Genomic DNA, 13,640 nt, shown 5'->3' on the forward strand with positions numbered 1-13,640 from the left:
CGGACGAACAAGACAGGAACAAAGCGGCAAAAAGCTCGTGCATGGCGATTCGCAACAAGGTTGCTGATCACCATCCTGCTAAACCGATTCGAGAGGCGCCCAGGTGTTGACAACCAGGCGTAGACGGAGGGGTTTTCAGTCAAGCAATCCCTTACGTCCCGAAAACAGCGAAGCGCGCCACATCAATGTGACAATTTCGTTAAACATCAAAATAACAATGGAAATGTAGGAAAATCTCCACTGATGGCACAATGATAAGCTGCGGAAAACACTCACGGGTAGGGAAAATTACTGTGCGTTCGTCGGCAAATATTTCATGAAGTGAAAAAACCAGCCCTGGAAGCACGTTTTCGGCAAATCTGTCGTTCACCGATTAACCCAAGAAAACCCGCAAGATAATGACCATATCGGCGAAGTTTCTGAAATTTAATGAAAACTTAAGATTCAGTTGCTCCGCCGAACATGTGCGGCATCCAGCCACACCCTAAAATTCCCAGCGTGCCCGCAAGGAACTTTCAAGCCGGAACTTTTCCCTCCGACCATTGACGCTCGCCACCGCCTTTCTGCTCCATCCACTGCTTCAGCGATCGCGTCGGCAAGTCGAAGTACTCCCGCGTGCGAGAGTAGCCATGCCCGCCCATACGCCCGATGGCGTCGAGACCGAGCTGGTCGATGTACAGCGTGGCCGGGTCGATCAGGTCGTCGCGCACGTGGGCCATCAGCACTTCGCCGAGGATGATCTCCCGCGACTGGCCGATGGACAGCGCCATCATCCGCCGACACTCCAGCGCCACCGGCGCCTCGCCGATGCGCGGGCAGCCAACGCGGGTGCCGGGGATGGCGGTGAGGCCGGCGGCGACCAACTCGTCGAAGCCCGGCTCGAAGGGCACGGCGCAGACGTTCATGGCTTCCACCAGCGCGTCGGAGACTATGTTGACGGTGAATTCCTGGTTCTGCCGGATGTTCAGCGTGGTGTCCTTGGGGCTCAGGTCGCTGTAGTTCTCCACGCCCAGGGCGAGGATCGGCGGGTCGGCCGAGAGGGCGTTGAAGAAGCTGAAGGGCGCGGCGTTGGCGCGGCCCTCGGCGTCGATGGTGGTGACCAGGGCGATGGGCCGGGGCACCACGCTGCCAATAAGGATCTTGTATTTCTCGCGGGCGGAGAGCTGCTGGAAGTCGAAGCTGAGCATGGGGTGATCCTTCACGGGGCCGTTGGTGCATGCGCGTCGAGCAGCGGCGCGTCGGCGCTGTACGAGTCGGCAAAGGGAATTGCGGAACGGAACAGCGTGCGCCACGGCGGGTTGCCGAAGGCTCGCTCGGCGTGGTGCTGCATCTGTTTCTGGAACAGTGCGTCGGCGCGGTGTTGCAGGTCGGCGTAATCGACGCCGATCACCTGGCCGCCCTGCATCACGCTGCGCCCGTCGATGAAGCTGGCAATGCAGTCGTCGCCGCGGCCAGCGGTGAACAGGTTTTTCAACGGGTCGAAGAACGGCCCCTGATGGAAGTCGCCGAGGCGGAACACCGTGATGTCCGCGCGGGCGCCGACGGCGAGGCGGCCAAGATCGTCGCGGCCCAGCGCCTGGGCGCCGCCGAGGGTGGCGGCGTTGTAGAGATCGAGCATGCGCGTATGCTCGGCATCGCCTTCCTTCACCCGCGCGATATTCAGGCCCTGGCGCAGGTTGTCGAGCATGTCCGCCGGGAAGGTGTCGGTGCCCATGGCGAGGTTGATGCCGCGTGCGCGGTAAGCGCCAAAGGAATCCAGCGCGTCGCCTTCGCGGGCGAACACCACCGGGCAATGCACCAGGCTCGCGCCGGTATCCGCGAGGCGCTGCAACTCATGCTCGCCGCTGTGCAGGATACCGTGTGGCAGAACGCTGCGCGGATTGAGCAGACCATAGCTGTCGAGCCACTGCAGCGAGGACGTGTCGCGCAGGCGACGCACCAACTCCACCTCGTAGCGCGACTGGCAGCAGTGCAGGCGCAGTGGCGCGCTCAGTTCGCGCTGTACAGCGGCGGTGCGTTCCAGCAGCGCAGGCGTACAGGTTTCGATGCGGTCTGGCAGCAGCGCGCCGCGCACCAGGCCGTGGTGGGCGCCGTCGAAGTCATGGAAGAAGCGCTCGGCTTCCTCCAGTCCGGCGAGACCGGCAGCTTCGTCCCAGTGCTGCGCGGGGCGGCCGTCGGCGCGGGCATAGGTCATGCCGCTCATGTAGCAGGGGCCAAGATAAGTGCGCAGGCCAAGCTCGCGGGAAAGCGCGGCGACCTCGGCGAATTCATCGTAGTGCTCGGCCCAGCGCCGGTAGTACATCGAGGTGATCGGCATGGCGGTGGTGATGCCGTTGCGGATCAGCTGGGTGAAGGCGTAGCGGTACTTGAACAGTTCCTCGTCCGGGCTGTAGCACTCGCTCGGCCCGGCACGCAGGTAGTCTTCGGACCAGACGCGGCCCATGTTCCACTCGGTTCCGTTGTCCAGGGTGAGCACCGTGGAGTCGAGGTCGCCGAGGGCATCGAGGTCGATGAAGCCGGGGCCGATCAGCGCGTGACCGTAGTCGATCCACTGGCTGACTTCGCCAGGATAGCCGCGGCCGACGAAAACGATCCTGCCGCTCTCGAACACCACTTCGCCGTGGCGCCACAGTACGTGCTGCGCGCCGTCGAAGCCGACCACGAAGCTGGCTTTCAGGCCGATGCGAGGCGTGCTCACAGACGCGACTCCACTAGGCGGCCGTGCTCGGCGATCAACTTGCCGGCCTTGAACACCTGGCGCTGCGCCGGGCGTGCAACCACGGCTTCACCGAGGGTTTCCACCGGCAGCAGGAGGAAGTCCGCTGGTGCGCCGACTTCGATACGCGCCGGCTCGCGACCCAACGCGCGAGCGCCGTTGTCGGTAGCGGCGGCGAAGGCGGCGGCGAGGTCGTCGTCCTTGCACAGATCGAAGCGGAAGGCGAGGAACATGGCGCGTTCGAGCATGTCGCCGTTGCCCATGGGCGACCAGGCATCGCGGATGCCGTCGCTGCCCAGGCACAGGTTCACGCCAGCTTCGCGCAGGGCGAGGAACGGCGGCACCGGGGTGTCGGCCGGTGCGGAACTCATCAGGGAAATGCCCAGCTCAGAGAGTCGCTCGGCCAGCGGCTCGACCTGCTCCCAGGGCGCCATGCCCAGGCAGTAGGCGTGACTGATCATCACCTTGCCCTGCAGGCCATGGCGCTCGGTGTAGTCGGCGATGCGGGCGATCTGCCAGAGGCCCAGCTCGCCCTTGTCGTGCAGGTGGATATCCACGCCCCGGCCGAATTCCACGGCCAGGCCGAAGACGATATCGAGCTGGGCAATGGGGTCGTCATCGATACCGCAGGGGTCGAGCCCACCGACGTTTTCCACGCCCAGCGCCAGTGCCTCGCGCATCAACTCGGCGGTGCCGGGGCGGCTGACCAGACCGGTCTGCGGAAAGACCACGAACTCCATGTCGATCAAGTCCGCATAGCGCTCGCGCAGCGCCTGCATCGCTACCACGTGGCGCAGGCCCAGTTCGGGGTCGATATCCACGTGGCAGCGGAAGGTCAGTGAGCCACGGGCGATGCACTGCTCCAGCAGCGCGCCAGCACGTGCGGCGATGGGCGCTTCGATCTCGCGCAACACGCGACGTTCGTTGGCGATGTAGTCCTTGAGCGTGGGGCCGGCGCTGTTGGGTCGCCAGGGTTGACCCCAGAGGGTCTTGTCCAGGTGGCAGTGGCTTTCCACCAGCGGCGGCAACAGGAGCTGGCCGGCGCCGTCGATGTCGCCGTCCTGCGGCGCAGCGTTGCTCGCCGGGCGGCGCTCGGTGATGCGGCCGTCACGGATGAGGAAGTCTTCCGCTGCATTGCCCAGCGGACGGATGTTGCGCAGCCAGCAGCTGTCGGTCATGGGGACCTCGAACAGAAATCGGATAAATGACGTAGGGCGAATAACCGCTCGCGGTTATCCGCCGAGGTGCTCGACGGCGGATAAAGCGTTCCGCTTTATGCGCCCTACGGGGTAGACCGGAGCGACACCTGTAGGAGCGAGCTTGCTCGCGAACGGCCGCCAGTCAGGCACCGGTGCCATACGGTTCGCGAGCAAGCTCGCTCCTACGAAGAGCAGGCCCGGCACGTGGTCGGGCCAATCCATCAGCCCTTGAGCTTGGACCAGATGCGGTCCTGCAGCTCGCGGGACTTGTTGCTGCATTCCTTTTCCAGACGCAGGCGCGAGGCGTACTCCTCGGGCATGTTGATGGCGTCCATGACCTTCCACTTGGCGTCCAGCAGGTGGTCGGTCTGGATGCCGTTGGAATAGGCAATGGCGTTGGTCACCGCGGCGGCGTTCTCCGGCTTCATCATCCAGTTGATGAAGACCTTGGCGTTCTCTGGGTGCGGCGCGCTTTTCGGCACGGCGAAGTTGTCCTGGAAGGAGGCCACGCCTTCGCGCGGGTAGACGTATTTGATGGTGCTCTTCTGCAGCGTGGCGCGGGCGGTGGAGCCGTTCCAGTTCTGCATCAGCACGACTTCGCCGGAGGCCATGCGGTCCACGGTGTTGTCGGAGCTGTACATCTTCAGGAAGGGCTTCTGCTTCTGCAGCAACTCGAGAATCTTCTTGGCGTCCTGCGGGTTCTCGGTGCACTCGTCGACGTTCAGGTAGTGCGCGGCGGCGTTGATCAGGCTGCTCGGGGTATCCAGCGCGGCGACCTGGCCCTGCAGCTCCGGGCGCGGCTCGAAGAACTCCTTCCAGGAGTCATCCAGCTTGCCGCCCGGCACCCGCGCGCTGTCGTAGGAGAAACCGGTGGTGCCCCACAGGTAGGGGGCCGAGTACTTGCGGCCGGGGTCGAAGCCCGGATCGCGGAAAGCCGGTTTGACGAACTGGAAGTTGGCCAGCTTGGGCGTGTCGATTTCCAGCAGCAGGTCCTGGTTGATCAGCGTCTGCATGATCGAGTGCGACGGCACGATCACGTCGTATGCCGCGCCGCCGGCCTGCAGCTTGGCCAGCAGGGTTTCGTTGCTGTCGTAGCCGTCCATGGTGACCTTGATGCCGGTCTCCTTCTCGAACTTGGCCAGCAGCTCCACCGGGTAGTAGTCGGTCCAATTGTAGAAGAACAGCTGCTTGGGTTCCTCGGCCCGGGCGACGCCCGCAGCCAGCAGGGCGAGGGACAAACCGGCAAGGCCGTGACGCAGGGCATTCAACTTCATGGCGTTCTCCTTAAACGAAAAGCCCGAAACAAAAGGTCAGAAAACGAAAGGTTGGCAGTCTTGATCAGGCGTCCGGTTTGCCGCGCTGGCCGAGCCAGTACGACAGCACCACGAGGACGATGGAAATCACCAGCATGAGGGTCGAGATTGCGTTGATCTCGGGGGTCACCCCGGCCTTGATGGCCGAGAAGATATAGACCGGCAGCGTCGTCGAGCCGGGGCCGGCGACGAAGAAGGTCATGATGAAGTCGTCGAGGCTGACCACGAACGCCAGCACCGCGCCGGACAGCACCGCCGGCCACAGCAGCGGCAGGGTCACCCGGCGGAACACCTGGTAGGGGCTGGCGTAGAGGTCACCGGCAGCTTCCAGCAGGCTCTTGTCCAGGTCATTCAGGCGTGCACGGATCGGCAGGTAGGCGAAGGGAATGCAGAAGCCGACGTGGGCGACGATCACCGTCATCAGGCCCAGCTTGATGCCCAGCGACATGAACAGCAGCAGCGTGGCCACCGCGATGACGATCTCCGGCAGGATCAGCGGCAGGTTGATGCCGCCCTCCACCAGCCGCCGTCCGTAGAACGGCCGCGAGGTCGCCAGCGCCGCCGCCAGGGCGATCGCCGTGGACAGCACGGTGGCAAAGCCGGCGACCACCAGCGAGTTGAACGCCGCCGCCTGGATCGAGGGGTTGGCGACTATCCTGCCGTACCAGGCGAAGGAGAATTCGGTCCACACCGTGGCCGAGCGGTTGGCGTTGAAGCTGTAGCCGATCAGCACGAAGATCGGCAGGTACAGGTAGGCCAGGACCAGCAGGCTGGTTTCGCGGGTGCCGGGCAGTTTCTTCAGGTGCTGGGCGATCATGCGTTGGCTCCTCCCAGGTGGACGGCCTTGGCGGCGCGGCGGCTATACAGGGCGAACGCGATCAGGGCGAGCAGCATGATCGCCAGCAGCAGGAACGACAGCGAACCGCCCAGCGGCCAGTTGCGCGCGGTACCGAACTGCTGCTGGATCAGGTTGCCGATCATCAGGGTCTTGCCGCCGCCAAGGATCGCCGGGGTGATGAAAGCGCCCAGGCTCGGGACGAACACCAGCAGGGAGCCGGCGATCACACCGGGCATGGACAGCGGCAGGATTACCCGCTGCAACGCCTTCCAGCGGTTCGCCCCCAAGTCATAGGCGGCCTCGACCAGGCGCCAGTCGAGCTTCTCCAGGGTCGAGTAGATTGGCAGGATCATGAACGGCAGGAAGCTATAGACCAGGCCGACGCAGACCGCGAAGTCGTTGTACAGCAGGGTGATGCCGCCGGCCTGGGGGAACAGCGCGTTGACCGACTGGGCGACCCAGCCGTGCTCGCGCAGGATGATCAGCCAGGCGTAGTTACGGATCAGCAGGTTGGTCCAGAACGGGATGGTGATCAGCAGCACCATCAGGTTGCGCGAACGCTCGCTGAGGCTGGTCATCCACAGCGCCACCGGGAAGCCGAAGAGGAAGCACAGCAGCGTGGTGCCGCCGGCCTGGAACAGCGAACGCAGCAGTGCCTGCGCATAGACCCAGTTCAGCTCCAGGTTGCCGTCGAAATCTTCCTGGAAGAACAGCTGCACGTAGCTCTGGATCTGCCAGTCGGCATGCCAGTCGACGCCGCCGTAGAGGTTGCGCGGCAGCAGGCTGATGTAACCCATGATCGCCAGCGGGATGGCGATCAGCCCGAGCAGCGTCAGCGCCACCGGGCTGAGCAGCAACAAGCGGCGAGTGGTGGGCGACTCGTTCATCTCAGGCCTCCATCAGCAGGCAGGCCTGGGGCGGCAGGTGCACCGCCACGGCCTCGCCGACGTCGCGGGCGCGACCGCCCTCGTTGCTCTCGCGCAGGGTGATCTGCGAGGAATCGGGCAGGCGGCAGCGATACAGCGTCGCCGTGCCGACGTACATCACCGTCTCGATCACCGCGCGCAGGTGGTGCGGCTGTGACGGGTCGACCAGCTTCGAGCGCTCCGGGCGGAAGGCCAGTTGCACGCTGGCGCTGCTCAGGCCCGCCGGCAGTTCGCAGGGAATTTCCGCCGCCATGGCGTTGGGGTGGAAACCGCCCTGGCGCATCTGTCCGGGGAGGAAGTTGATGTCGCCGATGAACTGCGCGACGAAGCGATGCGTCGGGCGTTCGTAGATCTCGTTGGGCGTGCCGATCTGCATGATGTTGCCGTGGGACATCACGGCGATGCGGTCGGACAGCGTCAGCGCTTCTTCCTGGTCGTGGGTGACGAAGATGAAGGTGATGCCCGCCTCTTCCTGCACGCGCTTGAGCTCGACCTGCATCTCCTTGCGCAGCTTCAGGTCCAACGCGGACAGCGGTTCGTCGAGCAGCAGTACCGAAGGCTTGGGCGCCAGCGCGCGGGCCAGGGCTACGCGTTGCTGCTGGCCACCGGAGAGCTCGGCTGGCTTGCGGCGCGCCAGGTGTTCCATCTGCACCAGCGCCAGCATTTCCTTCACTCGGCCGGGAATCTCGCCGCGCGCCAGTCCCTGCATCTCCAGGCCGAAGGCGATGTTCTCGCTCACCGACATGTGCGGGAACAGGGCGTAGCTCTGGAACACGGTATTGATGCGGCGACGGTACGGCGGCAGGTCGTTGACCCGCTCGCCACCGACGAGGATGTCGCCGGAGGTGACGTTCTCGAAGCCGGCGATGCTGCGCAGCAGCGTGGTCTTGCCGCAGCCGGACGGCCCCAGCAAGGTGAAGAACTCGTTATGGGCAATGTCGACCGAGACCTCGTTGAGGGCGGGAGCGACGTTGGGATCATCGGTGTAGCGCTTGCTGACCCGACGCACCTCGACTGACGACGAGTGATTCATTTTGGTGCATTCCTCTTGTTTTTGTATGCAATATTTGAATGCAATCTAGAAATAGCTGATGTATTTTTCTTCTGCAACTGGTTTTGCACGGACGGTTTTGCGGCATCCTTTGAAGGGTCAAGCAAGAGGCGGAGTCGCTCATGGCGGAGAATCACCCCGAGTCCACGGTGGAACGCGTCTACCAAGGGGTTTACGAGGCAATCAGCAAGCGCACCCTGCGCCCCGGCATGAAGCTGGGCGAGGCGGCGTTGGCGGAATTGTTCAAGGTCAGCCGCACTTCAGTGCGCGCGGCGCTGAAACATCTGGAAGCGGACGGGCTGGTTTCCAGCGCGCTCAACAAGGGTGCGTGGGTGTCCTTACCCAGCGACGAGGAGATCCGCTCGCTGTTCGAAACGCGGCGGCTGATCGAAATCGGCATCGTCAGCGAACTCTGTCGCCGCGCGGACAGCGCGATCATCCAGGACCTGCGCGACCACGTGGCGCTGGAAGAGGCCACCCACGACCACGACCACGCAAGGTTCGTCCACCTGCTGGGCGAGTTCCACCTGAAGCTGGCAGCGGCGCTGAACAACCCGGTGCTGCTGGACTTCTTCCGCAAGCTGATCGAGCGCGCCTCGCTCTACGCCACCACCCTGGACGACGATCAGCACGAGACCTGCCGCGGCAACGAGCACCAGCGGCTGATCGAGTACATCGAGTCGGGCAACCAGGCGGCGGCCATCGAGCTGACCTGCATGCACCTCAATGCGATCGAGCAGGCGATCCTCAAGGCGGCGGGGAACCTGAAGGCGGATTACCATCCGCTCAAGCATCTGATCGGTGGCTGAGCCCCTGTCGCACATGAACGTAGGGCGCATAATCTGGAACAGGTTATCCGCCAGCACACCTGCGGCGGATAACGCTGGCGCGTTATGCGCCCTACGCAAAGCGCGTAAAGAAGAACGCCCGGCATTGGCCGGGCGCTCTTCATTCAGGAGGTCGGGCCGCCGGTGATGCGGTCGAAGCCCCGGCGAATCTCGTCTTCGGGCAGGTTGTCGCCGATGAAGACGATCACGCTCTCGCGCTGCTCGTTGCCCTTCCAAGGCGTATCCCAGTCGAAGCCATACAACCTCAGCACGCCCTGGAACACCAGGCGACGCTCCTCGCCGGCGATGTTCAACACGCCCTTGTAGCGCAGCAGCGAGTTGCCGTGCCACTGCAGCAGATCGTCCATGAATTCGCTGAGGCGTTCGATATCCAGCGGGTTGTCGCTGCGCAGCACCAGGGTGGTGATGCGGTCGGTCGTATCCGCCGCCGGGCGCACCGGGCGCAGCAGCGGACGCAGGCCGAGGTCGGCGTTGAGGTTGAAGCCGCGCACGTCGAGCAGGCGCTCCAGTTCGATGGCGCCGTGCTTCACGGCATGGATCTCGGCGCGGCGGTTGATGCGCTGCAGGCGCTCGACCAGCGCCTCGTACTGCGCCGGCGAAACCAGGTCACTCTTGCTCACCAGGATGCGATCCCCGAAACCGACCTGGGCCTGGGCGATGGCCTCCTGCAGGTGGCGCTCGGCGTTGGCGGCGTCCACCAGGGTGATGATGCCGTCGAGCAGGTAACGCTCGCGCAGGGTCTCGTCGACAAAGAAGGTCTGCGCGACCGGGGCCGGGTCGGCCAGGCCGGTGCACTCGATCACCACGCGGTCGAAGTCCAGCTCGCCGTTGTCGCGGCGCTCCAGCAGGACGTAGAGCGCACGCTCCAGGTCGCTATTGATGGTGCAGCAGACGCAGCCGTTGGACAGTGTCGTCACCTGAACCGCGTCATCGCCGAGCAATTGAGCGTCGATCGGCGTCTCGCTGAATTCGTTCTCGATCACGGCGATCTTCAGGCCGTGCTCTGCCTTGAGGATGTGCTTGAGCAGGGTGGTCTTGCCGGCCCCGAGGAAGCCGGTGAGGACGGTCACCGGAATCTGCGGCGCGCTTGCGGAATCGGTCATGGAAACTTCCAGGCAATCAGAATGGAAAACAGGCGGAAATGAAAACGGGCCGCGATCGCTCGCGGCCCGTCCGTTATACACCCATCCGCGCGATCAGCAGCAGCGGATCGGCCTTCCCTTGCCGCCACCGTAGCGCGCCTCCTGGCGCTCGCGGAAGAACTCCTCGTAGGTCATCGGAGTCTTGTCCGGGTGCTTGTTCTGCATGTGCTGAACGTAGGTGTCGTAATCGGGCATGCCGACCAGCATGCGAGCGGCCTGCCCGAGATACTTACCCATGCGGCTGAGGTCGTTGAACATGATGCTCCTCCGTCAGGCGTCCGGAATCGGCTGGAACGGAGCTTCCTTGTCGGTGCGCTCCTTCTTGGTCCAGGCGCTGGCGCCTACCTTGATCGCGTACACCAGCACGCTGAACACCACCAGCAGGAACAGCACGGTGAGGCCAGCGTTGATGTAGGCGTTCATCATCACGTGCTGCATCTGGCCGATGTCCTTGGCCGGGGCGATGATCTGACCGGCGTCCAGGCCGGCGGAGTATTTCTTGCCCAGGGCGATGAAGCCCACGGCCGGGTTGCTGTCGAACAGCTTGATCAGGCCGGCGGTGGTGGTGCAGATCAGCAGCCAGGCGGCCGGCAGGGCGGTTACCCAGACGTACTGCTGGCGCTTCATCTTGATCAGCACGACGGTGGAGAGCATCAGCGCGATGCCGGCGAGCATCTGGTTGGAGATGCCGAACAGCGGCCACAGCGTGTTGATACCGCCCAGCGGATCGACCACGCCCTGGTACAGCAGCCAGCCCCACAGCGCGACGCAGCCGCCGGTGCCGATGATGTTGGCGGTCCAGGATTCGGTCTTCTTCAGCGCCGGGACGAAGTTGCCCAGCAGGTCCTGCAGCATGAAGCGCCCGGCACGGGTGCCGGCGTCCACCGCGGTGAGGATGAACAGCGCCTCGAAGAGAATCGCGAAGTGGTACCAGAAGGCCATGGTGTTCTCACCCGGCAGCACCTGGTGAAGGATGTGCGCGATGCCCACGGCGAGGGTCGGCGCACCACCGGCACGGGCCAGGATGGTGGTCTCGCCGATGTCCTTGGCGGTCTGGGTCAGAATTTCCGGGGTGATGGTGAAGCCCCAGCTGCTGACGGTCGCGGCCACCGCGGTAACGTCGGTGCCGACCACGGCCGGCGGGCTGTTCATGGCGAAGTAGATGCCCGGTTCGATGACCGAGGCGGCGACCATCGCCATGATGGCCACGAAGGACTCCATCAGCATGCCGCCGTAGCCGATGTAACGGGCGTCGGGCTCGCGGTTGAGCAACTTGGGCGTGGTGCCCGAGGAGATCAGCGCGTGGAAGCCGGAGACGGCGCCACAGGCGATGGTGATGAACAGGAACGGGAACAGGCCGCCCTTCCACACCGGGCCGGTGCCGTCGGTGAACTGGGTCAGGGCCGGCATCTTCAGCTCTGGCGAAACGATCACGATGCCGATGGCCAGGGCGATGATGGTGCCGATCTTGAGGAAGGTCGACAGGTAGTCACGCGGCGCCAGCAGCAGCCACACCGGCAGGACCGAGGCGATTGCGCCGTAGGCGATCAGCATCCAGACGATCTGCACGCCATGGAAGGTGAACACCGGGGCCCACTCGGGGCTGGCGGCGATCTGGCCACCGAGCCAGATGCTGCCCAGCAGCAGGATGATGCCGACCACGGAAATCTCGCCGATGCGGCCCGGGCGGATGTAGCGCATGTACACGCCCATGAACAGCGCGATCGGAATCGTCGCCAGCACGGTGAACATGCCCCAAGGGCTTTCGGCCAGGGCCTTCACCACGATGAGCGCGAGCACCGCGAGGATGATGATCATGATCAGGAACGCGCCGAACAGAGCGATGGTCCCCGCCACCTGCCCCATTTCCTCGCGTACCAGTTCACCCAGCGAGCGCCCGTTGCGGCGGCTGGAGATGAACAGGACCATGAAATCCTGCACGGCACCGGCCAGCACCACGCCGGCGATCAGCCAGAGCGTGCCGGGCAGGTAACCCATCTGCGCTGCCAGTACGGGACCGACCAGCGGGCCGGCGCCGGCGATGGCAGCGAAATGGTGACCGAAGAGGATGTGCTTGTTGGTCGGGACGTAGTCCAGACCGTCATTGTTGAGGACCGCAGGGGTCGCTCGGTTGGCGTCCAGCTGCATCACCTTGGTGGCGATGAACAGGCTGTAGTAGCGGTAGGCGACCAGGTAGATGGCAACCGCCGCGACGACGATCCACAGTGCGTTGATGGCTTCGCCGCGACGTAGTGCCACGACTCCCAAGGCAAATGCACCGACTATCGCCACCGCCAGCCAGGCGAGGTGACGTAGCAGGCTGTTGTTATTGTTCATAGCGAGGCTTCCGACAGTTTGAAGGCGAGAATTCGCAGAAAAATTCTAGTCTTTTCCAGCGACCCATTCATACGACCTTAGTCTAGGGCGGTTACGCGCTTATTGCCGGAGGTCAACGCGCTCGACCGCAGGGTCAGGAAATGAAAAGGCCCGCCTGGGGCGGGCCTTTTGCGGCGTAGCGGTCGTCAGGCCGGCTGCTTGGCATACTGCGCCAGCGTCTGGTCACGGCTCATCACCGCCAGGGTGTTGTTGAGCACCTGTTCGCCAGTGGCGTCCTTGGACGTGAAGATCTCACCGAAGTGCTGCTGGGTGACCTGGGCGAAGTGCGCGCGATCCTGGGTCGGGATGCCGAGCAGTACGGCGTAGGCGTCCAGCGCCTCGCCGTGGCCCTGGGCCATGTTCTCGGCGATGTTGTCGAGCATGCCGTTCATGGCGAAGATCGAGCGGCCGCCGTAGGAAATGCGCTGACTGGCGTCGCAGCCGTTGGTGCCGGAGGTCAGGCCGAAGGTGGCGTTGCCCGAGGTGCCGTTGGTAGTGGTGGCCAGCAGGTGCGGGAACAGGCCGCGCTGACCGTCGAAGACCATGTTGCCCCAACCGCAGCCTTTGCCGCTCTGCCCGGCTTCATCTGCGTGCGCCGCCAGACTGGCAACGCTGATAACCCCAAAAATCAGACCCTTGATCACTTTATTGTCCATGCTCTGCACTCCGCAGTTGTAGTGGTTAAACGCACATGGAGCTTTGGCGAGGGTCTGCAGGCTGTCAAACCCGCGCGGGCTGTGTCTGACGGACGAAACGTCAGCACTCGGTGTACGACGCGTCGGTAATGGCTTGCGTCTATAGTGAGGCGAAGCAGAAACGGCCGGAGAGCCATGACATGACTGACGATCACGACGAGCGCCGGCGCTTCCAGCGCATCGCCTTCGACGCCGGCACCGAGATCAGCCAGGGCGACCAGCGCTGGAAGGTGACGCTGCTCGACCTGTCCCTGCAGGGCCTGCTGGTGCAGCGACCGGAACACTGGAGCATCGTCGCGCAGGAACCGGTGCAGGTGCGCATCTATCTGGGCTTCGACGTCAACGTCTATATGGAGGCCGACCTCGCCTGGGAGCGCGAAGGCCTGCTGGGCTTCAATTGCCGGCACATCGACCTGGACTCCATCAGCCACCTGCGGCGCCTGGTGGAGCTGAACCTGGGTGACGAGTCACTGCTGGAGCGAGAGCTGACGCTGCTCAGCGAACACTGAAACTCCCCGTAGGAGCGGCCTATGGGC

13 protein-coding genes are annotated in these 13,640 nt (G+C 64.1%); 2 read left to right on the forward strand and 11 right to left on the reverse strand.

Annotation, left to right across the window (positions count from 1 at the left end):
* Positions 1–515 precede the first annotated feature (515 nt).
* The 7 genes from IB256_RS10735 to IB256_RS10765 form a co-directional block, all read right to left on the reverse strand.
* The gene (locus IB256_RS10735; RefSeq protein WP_192292725.1) at positions 516–1,187 is read right to left on the reverse strand and encodes a flavin reductase family protein; all 672 of its coding nucleotides are present in this window, start codon (positions 1,185–1,187) and stop codon (positions 516–518) included.
* A gap of 11 nt (positions 1,188–1,198) precedes the next feature.
* The gene (locus IB256_RS10740; protein WP_192292727.1) at positions 1,199–2,698 is read right to left on the reverse strand and encodes an amidohydrolase family protein; all 1,500 of its coding nucleotides are present in this window, start codon (positions 2,696–2,698) and stop codon (positions 1,199–1,201) included.
* Positions 2,695–3,894, reverse strand: coding sequence for an amidohydrolase family protein (locus IB256_RS10745; RefSeq protein ID WP_192402511.1), 1,200 nt, complete (start codon positions 3,892–3,894; stop codon positions 2,695–2,697). The genes IB256_RS10740 and IB256_RS10745 overlap by 4 nt, the downstream gene beginning before the upstream one ends.
* A 242-nt stretch (positions 3,895–4,136) precedes the next feature.
* On the reverse strand, positions 4,137–5,189 hold the full coding sequence (locus IB256_RS10750; RefSeq protein ID WP_192292730.1) for an extracellular solute-binding protein: 1,053 nt from the start codon (positions 5,187–5,189) through the stop codon (positions 4,137–4,139).
* 64 nt (positions 5,190–5,253) lie between these two features.
* Positions 5,254–6,045: an ABC transporter permease gene (locus tag IB256_RS10755; RefSeq protein ID WP_192292732.1), complete on the reverse strand. Its 792-nt coding sequence runs from the start codon at positions 6,043–6,045 to the stop codon at positions 5,254–5,256.
* The gene (locus IB256_RS10760) at positions 6,042–6,953 is read right to left on the reverse strand and encodes an ABC transporter permease (RefSeq protein WP_081520077.1); all 912 of its coding nucleotides are present in this window, start codon (positions 6,951–6,953) and stop codon (positions 6,042–6,044) included. Before IB256_RS10760 ends, IB256_RS10755 begins: the two co-directional genes overlap by 4 nt.
* A gap of 1 nt (position 6,954) precedes the next feature.
* A complete protein-coding gene (locus IB256_RS10765) occupies positions 6,955–8,025 on the reverse strand; it encodes an ABC transporter ATP-binding protein (RefSeq protein ID WP_192292734.1) in 1,071 nt (356 codons plus the stop codon).
* A 140-nt stretch (positions 8,026–8,165) separates the two neighbouring features.
* On the opposite strand from IB256_RS10765, the gene IB256_RS10770 reads away from it, so the two are divergent.
* Positions 8,166–8,852 (forward strand): GntR family transcriptional regulator, encoded by a 687-nt coding sequence (locus IB256_RS10770; protein ID WP_081520076.1) that lies wholly within the window; start codon positions 8,166–8,168, stop codon positions 8,850–8,852.
* A gap of 143 nt (positions 8,853–8,995) precedes the next feature.
* On the opposite strand, the gene yjiA is transcribed toward IB256_RS10770, so the two are convergent.
* From yjiA to IB256_RS10790, 4 genes are all read right to left on the reverse strand, one after another.
* Complete coding sequence (gene yjiA, locus IB256_RS10775; protein ID WP_192292735.1) at positions 8,996–9,994, reverse strand: GTPase; 999 nt, start codon at positions 9,992–9,994, stop codon at positions 8,996–8,998.
* 93 nt (positions 9,995–10,087) lie between these two features.
* Positions 10,088–10,291, reverse strand: coding sequence for a YbdD/YjiX family protein (locus tag IB256_RS10780; protein ID WP_015478970.1), 204 nt, complete (start codon positions 10,289–10,291; stop codon positions 10,088–10,090).
* A 12-nt stretch (positions 10,292–10,303) separates the two neighbouring features.
* The gene (locus IB256_RS10785) at positions 10,304–12,370 is read right to left on the reverse strand and encodes a carbon starvation CstA family protein (RefSeq protein WP_192402513.1); all 2,067 of its coding nucleotides are present in this window, start codon (positions 12,368–12,370) and stop codon (positions 10,304–10,306) included.
* Positions 12,371–12,555: 185 nt separating this feature from the next.
* Positions 12,556–13,065, reverse strand: a complete 510-nt coding sequence (locus tag IB256_RS10790) for a DUF3015 domain-containing protein (protein WP_081520073.1) — start codon at positions 13,063–13,065, stop codon at positions 12,556–12,558.
* A 179-nt stretch (positions 13,066–13,244) separates the two neighbouring features.
* Between IB256_RS10790 and IB256_RS10795 the strand changes: the two genes are divergently transcribed.
* On the forward strand, positions 13,245–13,613 hold the full coding sequence (locus IB256_RS10795) for a PilZ domain-containing protein (RefSeq protein WP_081520072.1): 369 nt from the start codon (positions 13,245–13,247) through the stop codon (positions 13,611–13,613).
* The last annotated feature ends 27 nt before the right edge of the window (positions 13,614–13,640 follow it).

Origin of the sequence: Pseudomonas sp. PDM17, assembly GCF_014851985.1 — a bacterium.
Lineage (GTDB): Bacteria > Pseudomonadota > Gammaproteobacteria > Pseudomonadales > Pseudomonadaceae > Pseudomonas.